We start from the raw sequence: 20,765 nt of genomic DNA on the forward strand, positions 1-20,765 counted from the left end.
CTTAATTACTCCGGCTTAGGCGCTGTGCTGCTTAATTAGGTCGATGAAGTGATCAAATAGTGGCGCTGCATCGTGCGGGCCTGGGCTTGCTTCAGGGTGGCCCTGGAAGCTGAAGGCCGGCTTATCAGTACGATGGATCCCCTGTAGTGAGCCGTCGAACAGTGACTTGTGGGTCGCACGAAGGTTTTCAGGCAGCGTTGCTTCATCAGCGGCAAAGCCGTGGTTCTGTGAGGTGATCATCACCACATCACGGTCAAGATCTTTAACCGGGTGGTTGGCACCGTGGTGACCAAATTTCATTTTCACCGTTTGTGCACCTGAGGCCAAAGCAAGGATCTGGTGGCCAAGGCAGATACCGAAAATTGGTAGGCCTTTTTCAAGGAACACTTTTGTAGCTTCAATCGCATAAGTACATGGCTCTGGGTCGCCAGGGCCGTTTGACAGGAAGACACCATCTGGGTTCAGAGCCAGTACTTCTTCAGCTGAAGTCTGGGCAGGAACAACAGTCAGACGACAGCCACGGTCAACCAGCATACGCAGGATATTGCGCTTAGCACCGAAGTCGTAAGCCACTACGTGGTATGGCAGCTCGCTGTCATCTTTGGCTTCTGGTAGGCCGCCTTCCAGCGTCCATGAACCTTGTTTCCACGGGTAAGCTTCAGAGGTGGTCACCTCTTTAGCCAGATCCATGCCTTTCAGGCCAGGGAACTCTTTCGCCTTCGCCAGTGCTAGCGCTTCGTCCAGGTTGTTACCCGCTACGATGCAACCGTTCTGCGCACCTTTCTCGCGCAGTAGGCGAGTCAGCTTACGGGTATCGATGTCGGCGATGCCAACGATGTTCTGGGATTTCAAGTAATCAGAAAGGGACTGCTGATTACGGAAGTTAGAAGCGATAAGAGGGAGGTCGCGAATGACCAGGCCTTGGGCGTGGATTGAGGAGGATTCTTCGTCTTCGGAATTCGTTCCGGTATTGCCAATATGAGGATAAGTAAGAGTAACAATCTGCTGAGAATAAGAAGGGTCGGTGAGAATTTCCTGATACCCCGTCATCGAGGTATTAAAAACAACTTCACCAACGGCCGAACCATCTGCCCCAATGGACACGCCGCGGAACACTGTCCCATCTTCCAGGACTAACAGCGCTGATTTGCTCAAGACAACCTCCAATAAAATAAAAATGCAGTTAAAACAGATAAAGTTGCAATTACCCATTCCATACAAAGTCAAAACGCGAGTCAAGCTGATTTTTGACAAATTGCGCGCATTCTAGAGACGGTATCGAAATCTGTCAACAGATCACGAAAAATAAATTTATTTTTTAGCCACCCTACCACCAAAACCAGCAAAGACGGGCAAAACCCAAAGAAAACTCCACCTTTTTACGGTTCTTTTTTCTACCGCGATCCAGTTTATCGTTTGCCTGATTTCAGTAAAAAACAAAAACAAAAAACTCTCAATTTAGCCTGCCAACAACCCAAGTTAGCTACACCTTTCAGGCAAGTCAGCAAAAAACAACAACAAAACCAGCAAAACAAACACTAAAAGCAAGAAAATACCGCCAATTCGTCGAATAGCTAACAACACAACCAGCGACCAGCAGCAAAATGGCTGATTATGCACTCACTAAGCATATCGCCACATCTAACAACCAGAAAAATCCTCTGAAGGAATATGGCTTTTTCCCCTATTTTGTCGCGTTTTCGGTCATTCGCATTTATCCCGTACAGTGGACAGCTATAAAAAAACCGGCCAATTGGCCGGTTTATTAACATCCATTACAGCTCATCGAGCCCTAGCACATCGTGCATGGTATAGAAGCCCGCCGGCTTGCTATTTAGCCATGCTGCCGCGCGGACAGCACCGCTGGCAAAGGTCATACGATCGGTCGCCTTGTGAGTGATTTCCACTCGCTCACCGATATCGGCAAACATGGCGGTATGCTCACCCACAATGTCGCCGGCACGGATGGTCGCAAAACCGATCTCATCGCGGCTGCGCTCACCGGTGATCCCTTCGCGAGCATAGACAGCGACATCGCTCAGCTTGTTGCCCATCGCCCCGGCGATTGCTTCCCCCATACCGATAGCGGTTCCGGACGGCGCATCCACCTTGTGGCGGTGGTGGGCTTCGATCACTTCGATATCACAGTAATCACCCATCACCTTGGCGGCTTTCTCCAGTAATTTGAACACCAGGTTGACACCGACACTGTAGTTCGGGGCCATCACAACAGGGACAGACTTAGCAGCCTGATCGATTTGGCCACGCTCATCATCGCTAAATCCCGTGGTACCTATGACGATTTTCTTGCCATGCTGCTGGCAGAAAGCCAGGTTAGCCAACGTTGCAGCCGGTGCAGTAAAGTCGATCAGTACGTCAAAGTCATCAACGGCTTTGACCAAATCCTCGACAATAATCACCGACACCGGACCAATCCCTGCCAGCTCACCGGCATCAGCACCAATCAGTGTCGACTCAGGACGCTCGGTCGCCGCACCTAACACTGCCTGCTCGGACAAGTGTGTCGCTTTCAGTAACTGGCGGCCCATACGTCCTGCCGAGCCAGCAATCGCAATTCTTACCATTGCGCTTCATCTCCCTGGTTCTATGTTCTCTATACTCTCCAATGTAGCCTGTTGAGAAAGATAAAAAAAGCCCCAGCAGAGGCCGGGGCTGATAAATACAGTAAACAGAGCTTTAATCGCCTGTTACTAGACGTTCTTGACCTGCAATTCACGCGGCACTTCGAAGAACATATTCTCTTCGCGGCCGGTCAGCTCATCGACACTGGCATCCGTCAGCGACTGGATGCGCGCAATGATCTGGTTCACCAGCTCTTCCGGTGCCGATGCACCGGCGGTAACACCGATTTTCGTTTTCCCTTCGAACCACATCTGATCAACATCTTCAGGGCAATCGGTCAGGTAGCCCGGCGTACCCAGCTTCTCGGCCAGTTCACGCAGGCGGTTGGAGTTTGATGAATTCTTCGAGCCGACCACGATCATTACATCAACATCGGTAGACATTTCGCGTACCGCATCCTGACGATTTTGGGTCGCATAGCAGATATCGTCCTTGCGCGGCCCCTGGATCTCGGGAAAAACTTCGCGCAGCTTGTTGATCACATCAGCCGTCTCGTCGACCGACAAGGTGGTCTGGCTGACGTAGTGCAGGTTGCTTGGATCTTTCACGCTCAAAGCCTCGACATCTTCGGGCTTCTCAACCAGATACATCCCACCCGTCTCGCTCGAGTACTGCCCCATGGTACCTTCCACCTCAGGATGGCCGGCATGGCCGATCAGTACCACTTCCATATTGCGGCGACTGGCACGCGCCACTTCCATATGGACCTTGGTCACCAGCGGGCAGGTCGCATCGAATACCGTCAACTGACGGGCCTTGGCTTCGCTGCGTACCGCCTGCGACACCCCGTGAGCCGAGAAAATCACAATATTGTCGTCCGGCACTTCATGCAGTTCTTCGACAAAAATGGCACCGCGCTGTTTCAATCCCTCGACCACAAAACGGTTGTGGACCACTTCATGGCGGACGTAAATCGGTGGCTGGTACATTTCCAGCGCACGCTCAACAATACTGATGGCTCGGTCGACACCGGCACAGAAACCCCGAGGGTTCGCGAGTAAGATTTTCATTGCTAACTGCTCTTAGTTTTCAATGGCAACGACTTCAACTTCGAAAGTCACACGCTGCCCTGCAAGCGGGTGATTGAAATCAACGGTCACAGAGTCACCGAGAACTTCTGTAATGATGCCCGGAATATCGCTGCCGTCAGGACCGGCAAAGGCGATAATATTGCCGACCTCGGCCGGGGCATCGGTACCAAATTTGGTACGGTCAACATGGTGGATGTTATCTGGGTTTGGCAAGCCAAACGCATCTTCCGGCTCAAGGTCGAAGCTGCTCTTCTGCCCTTGTGCCAAGCCCAGCAGACATTTTTCGAAATTGTCTGTCAGGCTGCCATCGCCCATGTTGAATTTTGCCGGTTTGCCCATCGCCTGGGTTGAATCTGCCACAGAGCCATCTTCAAGTTTGATGGCAAAGTGCATGAGTACTTCACTGCTTTCCGTAATGACCGACATGTAGGATCCTTCTCTCTAATTATACCCGCCCATTTAACAACAAAGCGCCGCCCGTATCAACGGACGGCGCTTAGGGATATTTGAGCCTTAGGCCGATTTAGTGCTTAACCGCTTGCTTCTTCTTGTCCTTATCAGACAAGAAGCCATCAAGGATAATCAGACCGGCACCGATACATATGCCCATGTCGGCAATATTAAAGGCCGGCCAATGGTAGCTCCCAACATAAAAATCAAGGAAGTCGACCACAAAGCCGTGGTACAGACGGTCAAACAAGTTGCCCAATGCCCCGCCAATGATCAGGGCATAGGAAACATTGGCCAGTTTTTGGGTCGCCGGCAGCTTGCGCATCCAGAACACCAGCATGGAGCAGACCCCAAGAGCTATCGCTGCAAACAGCCAACGCTGCCAACCGCCAGCATCACTCAAAAAGCTAAAAGCCGCCCCGGTATTGTGGACGTAAAGCAAATTAAAGAATGGCAGCAGTTCAATACGGTTTGGCCAACCGTACTCCATCGTATTCATGACTAGCAGCTTGCTGCCAATATCAACAATGAACACCAGAGCCGCTAGCCATAGCCAGCGAACCCCAGATTGCTTCAGCGATAGTCCGTTTTCAGACGATAACTTACTCATTAGGCAAACTTACGCTCTTCACCTTCACCTTCGACATTGCTGACACAGCGGCCACACACTTCTTCGTGACCTTCGATTGTGCCAACATCGGCAACGTGGTGCCAACAACGGTCACACTTCGCCGCTTCAGAAGCTGCTACAGTCACAAACAAACCTTCAACGTCAGTCTCCTGCGCACCTTCTGGCTTGCTGTCTGCAACAACGACTTCTGCTTTAGAGGTTAGCAGAACAAAGCGCAGTTCATCTTCCAGCTTGTTCAGCTTAGCAGCCAGTGCTTCAGAGGCATGAAGGGTCACTTCCGCCTGCAGCGCACCACCGATCACTTTGTCCTTACGCGCGCCCTCAAGCAGTTTGTTCACCGCGCCACGTACGGTCTGGATTTCAGCCCAGAATTCGTTGCTTAGCTCTTCGCCTTCCGCTAGGCCGAACAGACCTTCGAACCACTCACCAGTGAACACGAACTTATCGCGCTGGCCTGGCATCTCGTTCCAGATCTCATCAGCAGTGAACGACATGATAGGTGCCATCCAGCGGACCAGAGCTTCTACGATGTAGTATAGTGCGGTCTGGCAGCTACGCTGGGCATGACCACCACGCTTGGCAGTGTACTGACGGTCTTTGATCACATCCAGGTAGAATGAGCCCATTTCAACCGAACAGAACTGCATCAGACGCTGAGTTACCGCGTGCAGGTTGTACTCATCGTACGCCTTGATGATTTCTTCCTGTGCGGCCATCGCACGGCCAACAGCCCAGCGATCCAGTGCAACCATCTCTTCTGGTGCAACTAGGTCAGTTTCAGGGTTGAAACCGCTTAGGTTCGCCAGGAAGAAGCGAGAGGTGTTACGGATACGGCGGTAAGCATCAGCAGAGCGCTTAAGGATCTCGTCAGATACTGCAACTTCGCCGGTGTAGTCAGTCGATGCAACCCATAGGCGCAGGATGTCAGCACCCAGTTTGTTGGTCACATCTTTCGGTGCCACAACGTTACCGACAGACTTGGACATCTTGCGACCCTGACCATCAACCACGAAACCGTGAGTCAGCACTTGCTTGTAAGGTGCTTCGCCTTTCATCGCCACTGAAGAGATCAGTGAAGACTGGAACCAACCACGGTGCTGGTCAGAACCTTCTAGGTATAGATCGGCGCTATTGCCGTTGTACTCTTCGCGGCTATCAACCACAGAGAAGTGAGTTACACCCGAGTCGAACCATACATCTAGAGTATCCAGTACTTTTTCGTACTTGGCGGCATCTTCTTCACCCATGATTTCTGCAGGGTCAAGATCCCACCATGCCTGGATACCTTTCTGCTCAACAAGCTGTGCCACCTTCTCGATCAGCTCAGCGCTGTTCGGGTGAAGATCTTGCGTTTCTTTGTGAACAAACAGGGCAATTGGCACACCCCAAGTACGCTGACGAGAGATACACCACTCAGGGCGACCTTCAACCATACCTTCGATACGGCTCTGGCCCCACTCAGGCATCCACTCAACCGCTTTGATTTCTTCCAGCGCTTTAGCACGAAGGCCTGCCTGGTCCATCGACACGAACCACTGCGGCGTAGCACGGAAGATGATTGGCGTCTTGTGGCGCCAGCAATGTGGGTAGCTGTGCTCGTAAGCATGGTGGTGAAGCAACGCACCGTGCTCTTTCAATGTTTCAACAACCGCATCGTTGGCTTTGAATACGTGCTGACCGGCAAATAGCTCGGTATCCGGTAGGTAAACACCATTGCTACCTACTGGGTTAGCCACTTCAAGGCCGTACTTCTGGCCGACAGCGAAGTCTTCCTGGCCGTGGCCCGGTGCAGTGTGTACACAACCCGTACCTGATTCAGTCGTTACGTGATCGCCCAGGATCACTGGTACCTCGAAGCTGTAGAATGGGTGGTTGAAACGTACCAATTCCAGATCGGCACCTTTACAGAAGCCAAGGTTGTGGAAATGCTCGATACCAGCACGGTCCAGAACATCTTTCGCCAGCTCAGAGGCAACGATCAAACGCTCTTTCTTCTCACCTTCAACCTGGATAAGCACGTATTCCAAGTCATCACGTACTGCAACCGCACGGTTGGCAGGCAATGTCCAAGGTGTTGTGGTCCAGATAACAATAGAGATATCGCCTTCGCCGGTGTGGCCGTCAGCACACTGGAACTTCGCTACAGTTGCAGCTTCGTCAGCCGCTTTAAAGCGAACATCGATAGAAGGAGACACTTTGTCTTTGTATTCTACTTCGGCTTCAGCCAGTGCAGAGCCACAGTCTGTACACCAGTGAACAGGCTTGAAGCCTTTTAGCAGGTGACCCTGGTCGGCAATCTTGCCCAGCGAGCGGATGATGTTGGCTTCAGTGCCAAAATCCATCGTGCGGTAAGGCTTGTCCCACTGACCCAGCACACCCAGACGCATGAAGCTTTCTTTCTGGCCTTCAACTTGACCGGCTGCGTAAGTGCGGCACTTTTCGCGGAATTCCGCAGCAGTAACCTTCTGGCCCGGCTTGCCCACTTTCTTCTCTACCATCAACTCGATAGGAAGGCCGTGACAATCCCAGCCAGGAATGTATGGCGCATCAAAGCCTGACAGAGTCTTTGACTTAATAATAATGTCTTTAAGAATCTTGTTTAGCGCGTGACCAATGTGAATATCACCGTTGGCATATGGAGGGCCATCGTGCAGTACGAAGGATTTCTTACCCTTCTTGGCTTTACGAATTTCACCGTAAAGATCTTCATCGTACCAACGCTTAAGCATTGCAGGCTCACGCTGAGCTAGGTTGCCTCGCATCGGAAACCCTGTTTCAGGCAGGTTCAGGGTATCTTTATAGTCGCTCATTGATTCTCGATTCCGTTACTTGGGCGAAGTTGGACATTATTACGCTCAGCCAGCCACACCCGTGCTGACTGCGCATCACGCTCGATTTGTGCTTTTAACGCATCAAATGATTCAAATTTTATCTCGTCGCGCAGCTTGTGGCGCAGCACGACGTCAATCTTAGCTCCGTAGAGATCAGACTGGAAATCAAACAGGTGTACTTCCAATTGACGGCGTACACCATTTACCGTCGGCCGACGGCCGACATTGGCCACCCCGGTAAGCGGAGTATCGGCCACGCCGTAGACGTCGACGGCATAAACGCCAGAAACCGGAGAGACCCGGCGTTTTAGTGGGACATTGGCTGTCGGAAACCCGATCGTCCGCCCTAGTTTTCGCCCATGGGAGACGCGACCGCTGATACTGAACGGACGCCCCAGCATGGACTCAGCCAGCTCGAGCTGATCCTCAGCCAAAGCCTGACGGATTGCCGTACTGCTGACACGCTGCGCGGAGACACAGAAACTCTGGGTACTCACCACAGTAAAACCATATTCTTTACCGGCAGCTTGTAACATGGCGAAATCCCCGCTGCGGCCTTTGCCGAAGCGAAAGTCGTCACCAACTACCAGAAACTTAACACCCAATTGCTCAACCAACAAGCGGCGGACAAAATCTTGTGCCGACAAATTGGCGAAATGGCGATTGAAGGTGACGCACAGGAAACGATCCAAACCTTGCTCTTTCAAGCGTAAGTATTTGTCTCGAAAACGCGTTAACCGAGCGGGTGCCTGGTCTCCGGCAAACAGCTCCTGAGGTTGGGGTTCAAAGCTCATCACTGTCGCCGGACAGCCGAGCGCCTTCGCCTTGGCCATGACATTGCGTAGCACTGCCTGGTGACCTAGGTGAACACCATCAAAATTACCAATCGTCAGCACACAACCGCGGTGCTTTGGCTGGATATTATGTATTCCTCGGATCAATTCCATGCGTCAAGTTCATTTTCGCAGAGTGAAAAACTGACGGATTATATACTACTCTGGGTCCATCATACCAATCTGAATCATATTCAGGCGATTTTGCGGGGATTTTATCACCACCCGCATTGTGATTCTGTCACTTTAACTGGCGGCACGCAGGTGGCGAGGGCGAACGCCCATCAGCATAACGGCCACGAGATATACCCCAGCACCGACACCAATAAGACCCGCCAGCCACAGCACACGGTCAAGCAAAGTCCACTCCAACCACACCGTCATTTCAGGCAGAACCCACAATAGGGTGCCGACCATGGCAGCACCTGCGACAACAAGGCGCAAGACAAACCCCAAAGTTTCACCCGTCACCTTGTATACACCGGTAATATGCAGGCCACGGTATAGCAGGGCGGCGTTAACCAGTGCCGACAGCGCCGTGGCCATCGCTAGACCCACATAGCCATAGAAGTAAGCGAAGATGGCATTGAAGAACATATTCGTCACCATAGCGACAATACCAAATTTCACCGGAGTTTTCGTATCCTGCCTTGCGTAATAGCCCGGTGCCAGTACCTTGATTAGCATAAAGTTAAGCAAGCCGGATGCATAAGCCAGCAGTGACATGGATGCCATCTGTACATCATTGGGGCTAAATTCACCACGCATGAACAAGACCATCAGCATCGGCTTGGCCAGCACCATCAGTCCGAGCATCGCAGGGATCCCCAGCAGCAATACCATGCGCACCCCCCAATCCATGGTATGGGCGAACTGCTCGGGGCTTTGGTCAACGTGTTTGCGTGACAGCGCCGGCAGGATCACCGTAGCAATGGCAATACCGAACAGACCCAGCGGGAATTCCAGCAAGCGGTCGGAGTAATACAGCCAGCTGATAGAGCCTGTGGTCAGGAAGCTGGCAATGAAGGTATCAAACAACAGGTTGATCTGGCTAACCGAAACACCAAATAGCGCCGGGATCATCAGGGTGCGGATCTTCACCACCCCCGGGTCGTTCCACCCCCATTTCGGCTTCACCAGCATGCCTTCCTTATATAAAAAAGGCAGCTGGAACAAAAACTGGATCAGACCACCGAGGAACACCCCCAATGCCAAGCCAATTTCAGGCTGTTCGAGGTTAGGTGAAACAAACCAGGCACAACCAATGATCGCGACATTGAGAAACACTGGGGTAAATGAAGAAACGGCAAATTTCCCCAAGGTGTTGAGGATCGCCCCCGACAGAGCAACGAAGGTGATGAACCACAGGTACGGGAAGGTAATTTTCAGCAGCAGGCTGGCCAGCTCAAATTTCGGCGCCGACGGGCCATCGTTTAGCCAGTCGATAAACCACCCGGCCCCGAACAAGGCCGTGACCACGCCCGAGCCGACTATGCCCAGCAGGGTCACCACAGTGACAATCACGCCCAAGGTCCCCGACGCCCGGGCAATCAATTGCCGGGTACGATCTATCTCGCCAGAAGCATGGTATTCAGTCAGAACCGGAACAAAGGCTTGCGAAAAGGCCCCCTCGGCAAACAGCCGCCGCAGAAAATTGGGGATTTTATTGGCAAAGAAGAAAACATCGGCCGCAGCCCCGGCCCCCATCAGGTTGGCAACAACGACATCGCGCACCAAACCAAGCACCCGAGAGACCAATGTCATGGTGCTGACAATCAGTCCTGAGCGCAAAAGACGCTTGCTCACAAAAAAAACCTCATAAAGATGGCCCCAAAAGGTGACTTCCGTAGCCAAATGCTGGTAAAATCTGCCGCCATATTAACCGTGTTAATCCGCAAGTGCCAATTCAATTGGTTAGGCGGTTATTTGCACAAATCATTTGACAATCTTTGGCTAAACAGGCATAGTCCTCGGCCTTAAAATGTCACCGTACCAAGTTTTGGAGTTATACCCTTGGCTAACATCAAATCTGCTAAGAAACGTGCGATCACTTCTGAAAAACGTCGCCAGCACAACGCTAGCCGTCGTTCAATGATGCGTACTTTCTTCAAGAAAGTTATTGCTGCTATCGAAGCGGGCAACAAAGAAGCTGCTACTCAAGCTTTCGCTGAAATGCAACCTGTTATGGATCGCATGGCTACTAAAGGCCTGATCCACAAAAACAAAGCTGCACGTCACAAAGCTCGTCTAGCTGCGAAAATCAAAGCTCTTTAATTTGAGTTTCTGATTTTGATAAAAAAACCGGCTTACGCCGGTTTTTTTATATCTGCTTATCCGCAATCGAATCGCTGCGCTGCGCTGCGCTGCTAGGCTCCACAATACATCTTGTGTAGCAACTGCATCATTGCTTTGACCTCGTCGCTCTTGAGGCGGTAATACACCGTCTGAGCAACCTTCCTTGTTTCTACTAGGCCATCGCGCCGCAACCACGCCAAATGCTGTGACAATGCCGACTGACTGATCCCCAGTCGCTCACTCATCATGCCGACCGACATTTCTTCCTCCAGCAAGTAGCACAGGATGAATAAACGCCGCTCATTGGCCATTGCTTTTAGCAGAGCTACGGCTTTAGGGGCATTTTGCTCCATTTGCTGTAGTTCCATACTGCTACCACCAGTCAATTAAGTTAACGCTAATGTACTTAATTTAAACATGGTTTTCTAGCACACAGTATGGATATTTGAATTAAACGAACAAAAACCAGCAACTTTATTTAAACAGTTTTCTAAAGTCCGCCTCACAAATGCGTTTTACCGCAGGGTGCATGATCATCCGTTCAGCGAAAATGACGTAATACTCTTCTTTGATCTCTTTGACCCGCTTTACCTCACGGATATTATGGGCCGTATCTTCCAATTCGGCCGCATAGATCGACGGCGCGACAAACATTGACTGCTGATACAGGCCAAAGGCCTTCATCAGTGCGGCATCATCGAACTCGCCAAGGATATTTGGGGTGATCCCCATCTGGTCGAACCAATGGATTAGCTTACGCCCCATCGCAGTGCGTCGGCCCGGTATTAGCAGCTTGTAATCTTCAATGCAGGCAGGGAAGTTCAGTGGCTTGTCTGGTTCGTTGCAGAAAAAGCTCATGGTCGACTCACCCAGCTTCTTACTGTAGAGCCCCGGGCTCTGGGTAGAGTCCACCGGACAATCCGACAAGATCATATCCAGCTTGTGCTGCGACAGCTGCTCCAGCAGCATTTCGTGGGTCGATTCATAGCAACGCAGGTGAATACGCTCGTCTTCCGGCAAGCCTTCCATCAACACTTTGCTGACCAAGCGCTTTGACAACGCATCGGCCACCCCGACTTCCAACAGCAAGTTCTCGCGCTGGGTGTAATTGACGATATCCAACATCTCGTAGCTGAGGTCGAACATCTTATCGGCATATTTAAAGACCAGCTGGCCTAACTCTGTCGGCTCGATGTTACGGCCAACACGTTTGGTCAGTTTGCCTTTGAGGCGCTCTTCCAGCGCCCTGATCTGTCCGGTGACCGTCTGCGGAGCCAAAAACAACGCATCGGCAGCCTTGGTGACTGAGCCCTGCTTGCAAACCATCCAGAAGTAATAGAGGTGGTTGTAGTTAAGGTGAGACATGTTTAGCTACCATTTTCCATAAACAGTGTATTTCCAATCGGGATAGGCAATGGCCAACTCGGAGGTGAAACAACCGAATACAAGAGGAGTTTGCGGTAACGGAGTTACCAAAATGCTGATGACGTAGTCAGTCGCCATAACCAGCAACTTAGGCCTGATTAATGCTGATTGGAAATAAAGCTACCAAAAAATAAAAATCCCAGAAGCCAGCTTACGCTTAGCTTCTGGGTGCTTCAACTGTAATTATTCATTCACCAATGAAATATTACACTTATTCAGTGTCTATACACCGAAAAAAGCGATCAATCTGCAGGTAATGCGGTCTTAGGCTCAATCGATGTCATTTTTCGGTAGCGCTCTCCTACCCGCTGCTCCAATGCCCGGGAACGGAATGGGCTATCGTTTTCCACCATTGCTGTCGTTTCGCCAGCCGATTTACCGTGGTTGACACCGGCCAGGTAAGCTTGGCAAATCTCAGTGCTGCTGTCTTGATCGCAACTTTGGTAATCCGGTACGGCCATCGCTGTCGCTGATATCATGATCCCGACAATAATCAATGCGCGTTTCATATTACACCTCCATTTTCCTTGGCAACACTCCTTGGCAGCGACCGGCTTAGCATCATGTAACCCAATACCGCGGATACTGTCGATCCCAATAGGATTCCCAAACGAGAGTAAGTACTGAAGTCCTCAGGGGCACCGACAAAAGCCAGTGACGAAATGAAAATGGACATGGTAAAGCCGATACCACACAGTACTGAGACCGCAAAGATCTGTCTAAAGCCAATTCCTTCCGGCATGCTCGCCAGGCCGGTTTTGATCGCCAGATAGCTCGCGGTGAAGATACCAAGCGGCTTGCCAATCATCAGCCCCAGCGCGATACCTAGAGGCAACATGGACGTTAGGCCCGCCAAAGAGACCCCTTCCAATGAGATCCCGGCATTGGCAAAGGCAAACACAGGCAAAATCAGGAAGGCGACATACGGATGCAATGCATGCTCCATTTTCTTAAGCGGCGAATGCTGATCAGATAAACCGCCTTCGCCCGACAGCGGGATAGCAAAGCCCAGCACCACACCAGCCAATGTGGCGTGCACCCCTGACTTCAAGACGCTAATCCAGAGGATCAAGCCAACAACAACGTACCATGAGACCTTGGTGACGTTTTTGGCGTTCATAACAAAGAGAGCAGCCGTTGCAGCAAAGGCCACAGCCAACGCCAAGGTAGACAAATCACTGCTGTAGAACAGCGCTATGATCACAATTACCCCAAGATCGTCAATAATCGCCAATGCCAGCAAAAAGACTTTGAGGCTCACCGGTACTCGGCTGCCGAGCAGGGCCATGATCCCCAACGCGAAAGCAATATCGGTTGCAGCCGGAATCGCCCAGCCCTGAACGGCAAGGGGATCGGCAAAATTAAACAGCACGTAAACCAACGCTGGCGCAATCATGCCGCCGACAGCTGCAATGGCCGGGAAGATCGCTTTTTCTTTGGTATTCAGCGCCCCTTCGATGAGTTCACGCTTGACTTCCAAGCCGATTAGCAAGAAAAACACAGCCATCAGACCATCGTTGATCCAATGTGAAATAGATAAGCCCGCAACGTAAGTGTGCAGGGTTCCGTTATACAGATCCTGCAATGGCGAGTTCGCAATCATCATAGCCATCGCTGCCGCGATGATCAGGATTATCCCACCAGCAGACTCTAGTTTTAAAAATTTACGAATCGCATCGGTCATTGACCGGAACTCCTTTGCGTGAAACAAATGTCACAATAAAAATGTAAATTTAGTTTAGTCGTCACAGCACTAAACTGTTAAATCGTTTGTTCAGAAGATAAACATCGGTAAAACCGAGCAATACATCACCAAGACAAGCAATATCCGTACTGTGTTTTTTTTACCCTGTCATATTGGCCACTCAATACTGTGTGAAAAACGGGCAACTTTCATTAATTCCACAAAAACAACGAATGGCAAGAGAAAAAAATCAAAGCTCACCATCAATTTTACAAATCAATAAAAACAATTATAAATCAATAAATTAAAACCATAGTAAATTATTCATTACAGCGAAAAGCATCGCTCCTCATCGCAAAATGAGCACAAACTTACTTTGTGACAGTAACTGTCATATTTCTGAAATATTCGATCTCTAACATCGCCCCCAGATTTCAAAAATATGAAACCCAAAAGACATATTCCTGTCATGGAGAAATGATTATGACTACCCAAGCCTCTACTGCTGAACAGCCAATGAACAGCTCTATGCGCTGGGTCCGCTGGGCTAACCTGGCGTTCATGCTTTACGTTCTACTTGTTGCTGTCTCTGTCGTGAGCAGCGGCTTCAAACTATCTGTTGGTGAACAAGCTAAAACGCTGTTTGAGTTTGCCTCGCATCCGATTGCTGGCTTGATGATCGGCTTGGTAGCAACATCGCTTATCCAGTCGTCAAGTACAGTAACCTCTATCATTGTCGGCTTGGTAGCTGGTGGCCTGCCGGTTGAGACGGCGATTCCGATGGTCATGGGTGCTAACATGGGGACAACTCTGACCAATACCCTCGTTAGCCTGGGTCATGCCCGTTGTAAAGACGAGTTCCGCCGCGCTTTTGCCAGTGCCACGATTCATGACTTCTTTAACCTGCTAGCGGTTGCAATCTTCCTTCCGCTGGAAATGATGTTCGGTCTGCTGGATAAAATCTCCACCTGGCTGGTATCGCCGATGATGGGCACAGCCAACATGGACATGGGTGGCATGAACTTCATGAAGGTACTGACAGGCCCGGGCGTAAACCTGATCAAGGGCCCACTGGCCGGCTTTGGCACCATGGGTGGCGTGTTCATGATCTTGATTGGTATCGGCCTGATTTTTGTCTCTATCACTGCCATGGGCAAGCTAATGCGTAGCCTGATGGTAGGCCGTGCTCGTGAAATCCTAAAAAGCGCGATTGGCCGCGGTCCAATCCACGGTATCGCTTCAGGTACAGTCGTCACAGTTCTGGTTCAGTCATCATCGACCACAACCAGCCTGATGGTACCGCTGGTAGGTACCGGTGTACTGAAAGTACGTGATGTTTACCCGTTCACGCTAGGCGCTAACATCGGTACCTGTATCACGGCTCTGCTGGCTGCAACCGCAGTATCGGGGGAGTACGCAGTGTTTGCTCTACAAATCGCACTGGTACACCTTGCGTTCAACCTGCTGGCAACAGTCCTAATCTACGGTGTACCGTTCCTACGTGAACTGCCACTGAAAGGGGCCTTCTACCTAGGCGAAATCGGTACTAAGAGCAAAGCCGCAGTTGCTGGTTACATCGCCCTGGTATTCGTGGTAATCCCTGGCTCAATCCTAGCGCTGACCGCATAAGCTAAAAGCCAAAACACTGATCAAAACCCCGCTCCGGCGGGGTTTTTTGTTGGTTGAAAAAGTGGTGCTGTGGTGCTGTGGTGCTGTGGTGCTGTGGTGCTGTGGTGCTGTGGTGCTGTGGTGCTGTGGTGCTGTGGTGCTGTGGTGCTGTGGTGCTGTGCAGGCTTGCTCAGAAGGCTATTTTAGTCAAGCAATCTATCTTCATTTTTGATCGTCAAACGCCCTCCTAATTCGAATAATCTATGTGCAAATCCATAGAGCTATCGAACCACAGTACCGCTACTCTTTACCGCTCTAAGCCCCAAAAAAGCCCCTAAAAGAGGCTTTTAGGGGCAAAAATATGTTTCTGCGGCAATATTTTGTTACCCGCAGCAAGGTTTCTATACAGAAAAAGGGTACTTAATTGGGCCGTGATGCTGGTAGCCCACCACCTCGAAATCATCCATAGTGACCCAGGTTTCCAGATCTTCCAGCGATTTGATCTCTGGGTTGATCTTCAGTTGCGGTGACGGAAACGGCTCGCGCTTGAGTTGGACATCACGCATCAGTTCAAGCTGATCTTCGTAGATGTGGGCATTAACAATCTTGTGGTAAGCCTGACCCGGCTTATGGCCGGTAATCTGGGCCACCAATGCCAGTAGAGCAAAGACCTGGATCTGGTTGAAGTTCAGTCCCAGCGGGACATCACAAGAGCGCTGGTAACTCGTCAAGTGCAGGGTGTCACCGACCAGAGAGAACGTATGGGTATGCATGCACGGACGTAGACAGCCCATATCAAACTCACCAGGGTTGTAAAAAGTCAGGATCTCACCGCGGTCATCAATACCCTTGCTCAGGTTATCGATGATCTTACGCAGTTGGTCTATCGTGCTGCCATCGGGCTTCTGCCAGCTACGCCCCTGTACCCCATAAACGCGGCCCATATCATCCTCGCCCTTGCGGTGCGGGTTGGCTAGCCATGCTGCATTGTCATTGGCGTTCATGTCCCAGGTCTTAGTGCCCAGGGCACGGAAGTCAGCCGCATTGTCATAACCACGGATATAGCCCAGCATTTCGGCAATCGCCGCTTTCCAGAAGCTCTTGCGGGTGGTGATCAGCGGAAACTGGTTGTTGGCAACATCATAGTTCAAGTCGGCATTGATCACGGTCAGGCAACGCTTGCCTGTTCGCTCGTTCTCAACCCACACTCCTTCGTCCACAATGCGCTGGCAAAGCGCGAGGTATTGTTTCATGGTTCCGCTGGCCCTAATTCAAAAATAAAGTGGGCCAATTCTACACGAATTCTTGGTCGGGTATAAAAAAAAGGGCAGCCCCAAGGCTGCCCTGTCATCATCTGGCGAAATTAAGCCGCCTTACCTTTCGGTTGGCACTTGTAGGCCCACAGTATCATCAGAGCACCACCAATGACCATTGGCAATGACAAAATCTGCCCCATACTGATCCAACCGGCAAACAGGCCAAGGTGCGCATCCGGCTCGCGGAAGTACTCAGCAATAAAGCGGAACACCCCGTAGCCAAACAAGAACAGCCCCGATACCGCCCCAGCCGGGCGCGGCTTGCGAATAAAGAGATTAAGAATAATCAGCAGTAAGAAGCCTTCCATGAAGAACTGATATAACTGCGAAGGATGGCGAGGCAAATCCCCACCTGTTGGGAAGATCATGGCCCAAGGCACGTCGGTGACACGCCCCCATAGCTCCCCGTTAATAAAGTTGCCCAAACGCCCTACCGCCAAGCCAAAAGGCACTAGCGGGGCAACAAAGTCGGCGACATTGAAAAAGGTACGGTTATGCTTACGCGCATACCAGAACAAGGCCGCAATCACCCCGAGTAACCCGCCGTGGAACGACATCCCGCCGGTCCAGACCTTGAACAAGTACAGCGGATTATCCAAAAACAGCGGGAAGTTATAGAACAGCACGTAGCCAATACGCCCCCCCAGTACCACGCCGAGGAAGCCAGCAAACAACAAGTCACTGACCTGCTCGCGAGTCCAACCACTGCCCGGCTTGTCCGCCCGGCGGTTGGCCAACCACATGGCAAATACAAACCCCAATAAATACATCATGCCATACCAGCGGATGGCTAACGGCCCGATCTCAATCAACACCGGATCAATATTCGGAAACGTTAAATAACCTTGGCTCATCAATCTTATCTCTATACTTCACAGGCAGTAGGCCTATGATGACTACCCCATAAACATTTTGATACTGATAAACAGTAAAAAAACAGCAAATATTTTCTTTAGCACCGGTGTTGGCAAGTGGCTTACCCACGCGGCACCATAGCGTGTTGTCTGCATTGAGACCAGGACTATCCCGAGTAACGCCGGCAAATAGACATAACCCAAGCTCATCGGTGGCAAAGTCTGCTCACCAACTCCCGCCAGCACAAACCCGCTCATTCCCGCAATCGCAATCAGCGCCCCGGAGAAAGAAGCACAGCCTATTGCCCGTCGCATTTCTACCCCATGCCAATTGAGAAACGGCACAGTCAGCGAACCGCCGCCAATCCCGGCTAGACTGGACACCACGCCAATCATCCCACCCGAGCAAAAAGTTCCCACGCCTCCGGGCAAATCACGCTGGCTGCTAAATCGCATCGACAGCAGCATTTGGGTTGCCAGCAATAACACAATAATGGCAAAAATTTTCGGTAGCAGCGAGGTTGGTACCAGCTCGGCAACAAAACTGCCGCCCAGTCCCCCCAATACCACTCCCGGCGCCAAGCTACGGACAATAGCTAAATCGACATTACCGAGCCGGAAATGGTTGCGTGCCGACGATCCCGATGTCAGCACAATACTGGCAAGGGACGTACCCAAGGCAATATGCATCACCAAGTTAGCTTCGACCCCGGCTTGCGGCAACAGCCAGACCAGCGCTGGCACCACCAGCAACCCGCCACCGATCCCAAGCAAGCCGGCTAAAATACCGACAATGGCACCCAACACCAAACAGCAGGCAAATACCCACAGCTCATTGCCATACAAAACCAACATGTCGGCCATACTACTCACACCAACCCGCTAAGACCACGAAGCTACTTACCCGCACGAATAAATCCGCCCAAGCCGTGGCCGTCAACAAATTCGATCGTATTACGCCTGACCTCATCGGCATAGGTGGCCGACAGGGCGTAATCGGCCAACTGCTTCATGTCATCGACCGAAACGTGGCGCAGCATGTATTTTATCTTGGCAACATTGCGGGTATTCATACTGAGCGACCGGTACCCCATGCCGACCAGCAACAAAGCGCCAATCGGATCACCGGCCAGCTCGCCACACACACTGACCGGTAATTGCAGCTGCTGGCTGACATCAATAATATGCTTGAGCGCATGGATCACCGACGGGTGCAACGCATCATAGACACCGGCAACCCGCGAATTGTTCCGGTCAACCGCCAACAAATACTGGGTCAGGTCGTTGCTTCCGACAGAAATATAATCCACCCGCCCTTTCAGTACCGGTAGCTGGTAGAGAATGGATGGGACTTCGATCATGATCCCAATCCGAGGCCGACGTAATACCCTCCCCTGCTCGGCCGCAGTTTTCGCGACTTCGGTATAGGCTCGCTCAATCAGCGTCAGCGACTCGTCCAGCTCAGCAATGCCGGAGATCATCGGCAGCAGGATATCCATGTTGTCGTGGCCGATACTGGCTTTGAGCATCGCCCGCACCTGGATCAGGAAGATTTCAGGATGATCCAAGGTAAAGCGGATCCCTCGCCAGCCCAAAAACGGGTTATCCTCCTCAATCGCCAAATAGGGCAGCGGTTTATCACCACCGATGTCCAGGGTGCGCATAACCACCGGCTTGCCACTATAGGTTTCGAGGATCGACTGGTATTGCTGGGTCTGCTCTTCTTCCGACGGGAAACTGCGCTGCAACAAGAACGGTACCTCGGTCCGATACAAGCCAACCCCGTCTACACCGCGGTTGACGGCAATACTGGTATCGGCGCTAAGGCCGGCATTGAGAAAAATGTGGATCCGCTCACCATCCAGTGTCGCCGCCGGTTTATCCAACCCGGTTTCAACCACTGCTGCCAATTCCTGCTCTTCCTTCTGCAGGCGCAAGTATTCAGCCAGCACATGCCGGTTCGGGTTGACCAGCAGGTCGCCACGGTAGCCATCGACAATGACCAGGCTGTTGTGGATTTTCTCCGGCACAAAATCGACCCCCATCACCGCGGGGATCCCCAGAGCTCTGGAAAGAATCGCGGCATGGGAGTTGGCCGCACCTTCCTGGGATACGACGGCAGCCAGCTTATCGCGCGGCACGCTGGCCAGCATGGCGGCGGTCAGCTCGCGGGTCAACAGAACAACCGGCTCCTCCCAAGACAGTTCGGAAACCTCTTCATTGGCCAGAAAGAACAGCAACCGCTGGCCTAGCTCACGAATATCCTGCGCCCGCTCCTTGAGGTAGGCGTCCTCCATATTGGCGAAGCGGGCAGAGTAGGTTTCCACCACTTGGCGGATCGCCCACTCGGCCAAATCACCACCGGCAATTTTGTGGAACAGATCCTTTCTCAGCATGGGATCATTGAGCAGGTGGCTGAACAGGTCAAATATGGCCAGCGTTTCCTTGTGCAGCTCACTGTCGAAGCGCTTGCGCAGGCGGCGAAACTCAGCGCTTGCCATTTCGATAGCAATGGTCAAACGCTCTTGTTCCGCTTCGCGATCCAGGCAGGAGGCCGGGGCCACGTGTTCCAGCCGAGGCTGGTTGTCATCCCACCAGGCGCGAGCAACTGCCACCCCGGTGGAGGCTGCAGAGCCTACCAAGTGAAGGCCGTTGTGCTGATCCGGCCACATTCCCTGCGCCTTGGCATGGGCAAGCAACACGGCCAGCTGCGCGGCCAACGTCACCATGAAGGATTCTTCACTCTCGTCGAACTCGCGCTGCTCACGCTGCTGGATCACCAGTACACCAAGGACTTGGCGCTGATGAATAATCGGCGTACCAAAAAAGGAGCTGAAAGACTCTTCCCCGATCCCGGGGAGATGTTTGAAATGGGGATGATGCCGGGCATCGGCAACGTTAATTGGTTCCGCCCTGTCGGCCACCAAGCCAACCAACCCTTGGCCAAAAGGCAAGCCAACATAACGATGGGGCTTTCTCAACCCCTTGGTCGCCATCAAAGTAAAACGCTGGCGCTGCTGATCCGCAATGTAGACCGAACAACACTCGGTCTTCATGGCCTTGCAGGTGCTGATCACCAGTTGTTCGAGGGCATCAAGCAGACTCGGGGCCGCCGCCACCTTCTCAACAATTTCTCTTAGTTGCGTCAGCATAATCCGCCCCGC

General features: G+C 51.8%; 18 protein-coding genes. 2 read left to right on the forward strand and 16 right to left on the reverse strand.

Going from position 1 to position 20,765, the window contains the following annotated elements:
• Positions 1–15 precede the first annotated feature (15 nt).
• The 8 genes from carA to murJ form a co-directional block, all read right to left on the reverse strand.
• Positions 16–1,155: a glutamine-hydrolyzing carbamoyl-phosphate synthase small subunit gene (gene carA, locus C9J03_RS10010; protein ID WP_044624181.1), complete on the reverse strand. Its 1,140-nt coding sequence runs from the start codon at positions 1,153–1,155 to the stop codon at positions 16–18.
• A 620-nt stretch (positions 1,156–1,775) separates the two neighbouring features.
• On the reverse strand, positions 1,776–2,585 hold the full coding sequence (gene dapB, locus C9J03_RS10015; RefSeq protein WP_044624182.1) for a 4-hydroxy-tetrahydrodipicolinate reductase: 810 nt from the start codon (positions 2,583–2,585) through the stop codon (positions 1,776–1,778).
• Positions 2,586–2,711: 126 nt separating this feature from the next.
• Positions 2,712–3,653: a 4-hydroxy-3-methylbut-2-enyl diphosphate reductase gene (gene ispH / locus C9J03_RS10020; protein ID WP_044624183.1), complete on the reverse strand. Its 942-nt coding sequence runs from the start codon at positions 3,651–3,653 to the stop codon at positions 2,712–2,714.
• 12 nt (positions 3,654–3,665) lie between these two features.
• Positions 3,666–4,100 carry an FKBP-type peptidyl-prolyl cis-trans isomerase gene (gene fkpB / locus C9J03_RS10025; RefSeq protein WP_044624184.1) on the reverse strand — a complete coding sequence of 145 codons (435 nt, stop codon included), beginning with the start codon at positions 4,098–4,100 and terminating at the stop codon, positions 3,666–3,668.
• 97 nt (positions 4,101–4,197) lie between these two features.
• On the reverse strand, positions 4,198–4,734 hold the full coding sequence (lspA, locus tag C9J03_RS10030; protein ID WP_044624185.1) for a signal peptidase II: 537 nt from the start codon (positions 4,732–4,734) through the stop codon (positions 4,198–4,200).
• Positions 4,734–7,565 (reverse strand): isoleucine--tRNA ligase, encoded by a 2,832-nt coding sequence (ileS, locus tag C9J03_RS10035; RefSeq protein WP_044624186.1) that lies wholly within the window; start codon positions 7,563–7,565, stop codon positions 4,734–4,736. Before ileS ends, lspA begins: the two co-directional genes overlap by 1 nt.
• Positions 7,562–8,533 (reverse strand): bifunctional riboflavin kinase/FAD synthetase, encoded by a 972-nt coding sequence (ribF, locus tag C9J03_RS10040; protein WP_044624187.1) that lies wholly within the window; start codon positions 8,531–8,533, stop codon positions 7,562–7,564. Before ribF ends, ileS begins: the two co-directional genes overlap by 4 nt.
• 132 nt (positions 8,534–8,665) lie before the next feature.
• On the reverse strand, positions 8,666–10,225 hold the full coding sequence (murJ, locus tag C9J03_RS10045; protein WP_044624622.1) for a murein biosynthesis integral membrane protein MurJ: 1,560 nt from the start codon (positions 10,223–10,225) through the stop codon (positions 8,666–8,668).
• Positions 10,226–10,432: 207 nt separating this feature from the next.
• Between murJ and rpsT the strand changes: the two genes are divergently transcribed.
• Positions 10,433–10,693, forward strand: coding sequence for a 30S ribosomal protein S20 (gene rpsT / locus C9J03_RS10050; protein WP_036799376.1), 261 nt, complete (start codon positions 10,433–10,435; stop codon positions 10,691–10,693).
• A 92-nt stretch (positions 10,694–10,785) separates the two neighbouring features.
• On the opposite strand, the gene C9J03_RS10055 is transcribed toward rpsT, so the two are convergent.
• The 4 genes from C9J03_RS10055 to nhaA all read right to left on the reverse strand — a co-directional run bounded on the left by C9J03_RS10055 (position 10,786) and on the right by nhaA (position 13,823).
• Positions 10,786–11,082: an ArsR/SmtB family transcription factor gene (locus C9J03_RS10055; protein ID WP_039469610.1), complete on the reverse strand. Its 297-nt coding sequence runs from the start codon at positions 11,080–11,082 to the stop codon at positions 10,786–10,788.
• Between the two features lie 106 nt (positions 11,083–11,188).
• Positions 11,189–12,079, reverse strand: a complete 891-nt coding sequence (gene nhaR / locus C9J03_RS10060) for a transcriptional activator NhaR (RefSeq protein ID WP_039469608.1) — start codon at positions 12,077–12,079, stop codon at positions 11,189–11,191.
• 302 nt (positions 12,080–12,381) lie between these two features.
• On the reverse strand, positions 12,382–12,648 hold the full coding sequence (locus C9J03_RS10065) for a hypothetical protein (RefSeq protein WP_044624188.1): 267 nt from the start codon (positions 12,646–12,648) through the stop codon (positions 12,382–12,384).
• The gene (nhaA, locus tag C9J03_RS10070; RefSeq protein ID WP_044624189.1) at positions 12,645–13,823 is read right to left on the reverse strand and encodes a Na+/H+ antiporter NhaA; all 1,179 of its coding nucleotides are present in this window, start codon (positions 13,821–13,823) and stop codon (positions 12,645–12,647) included. The genes C9J03_RS10065 and nhaA overlap by 4 nt, the downstream gene beginning before the upstream one ends.
• 483 nt (positions 13,824–14,306) lie before the next feature.
• Here nhaA and C9J03_RS10075 point away from each other — a divergent pair, with 483 nt between their 5' ends.
• Positions 14,307–15,452: a Na/Pi symporter gene (locus tag C9J03_RS10075; RefSeq protein ID WP_039469605.1), complete on the forward strand. Its 1,146-nt coding sequence runs from the start codon at positions 14,307–14,309 to the stop codon at positions 15,450–15,452.
• A gap of 380 nt (positions 15,453–15,832) precedes the next feature.
• Here the strand turns inward: C9J03_RS10075 and C9J03_RS10080 are convergent, their stop codons facing one another.
• From C9J03_RS10080 to ptsP, 4 genes are all read right to left on the reverse strand, one after another.
• Positions 15,833–16,684 carry a thymidylate synthase gene (locus C9J03_RS10080; RefSeq protein WP_044624191.1) on the reverse strand — a complete coding sequence of 284 codons (852 nt, stop codon included), beginning with the start codon at positions 16,682–16,684 and terminating at the stop codon, positions 15,833–15,835.
• 110 nt (positions 16,685–16,794) lie between these two features.
• On the reverse strand, positions 16,795–17,601 hold the full coding sequence (lgt, locus tag C9J03_RS10085) for a prolipoprotein diacylglyceryl transferase (RefSeq protein WP_044624192.1): 807 nt from the start codon (positions 17,599–17,601) through the stop codon (positions 16,795–16,797).
• Positions 17,602–17,643: 42 nt separating this feature from the next.
• Entirely contained in the window at positions 17,644–18,456 is an 813-nt protein-coding gene (locus C9J03_RS10090) for a sulfite exporter TauE/SafE family protein (protein WP_044624623.1), read from the reverse strand.
• A 41-nt stretch (positions 18,457–18,497) separates the two neighbouring features.
• Positions 18,498–20,753, reverse strand: coding sequence for a phosphoenolpyruvate--protein phosphotransferase (gene ptsP / locus C9J03_RS10095; RefSeq protein WP_044624193.1), 2,256 nt, complete (start codon positions 20,751–20,753; stop codon positions 18,498–18,500).
• Positions 20,754–20,765 lie beyond the last annotated feature (12 nt).

Source organism: Photobacterium gaetbulicola (assembly GCF_003025515.1).
Lineage (GTDB): Bacteria > Pseudomonadota > Gammaproteobacteria > Enterobacterales > Vibrionaceae > Photobacterium > Photobacterium gaetbulicola.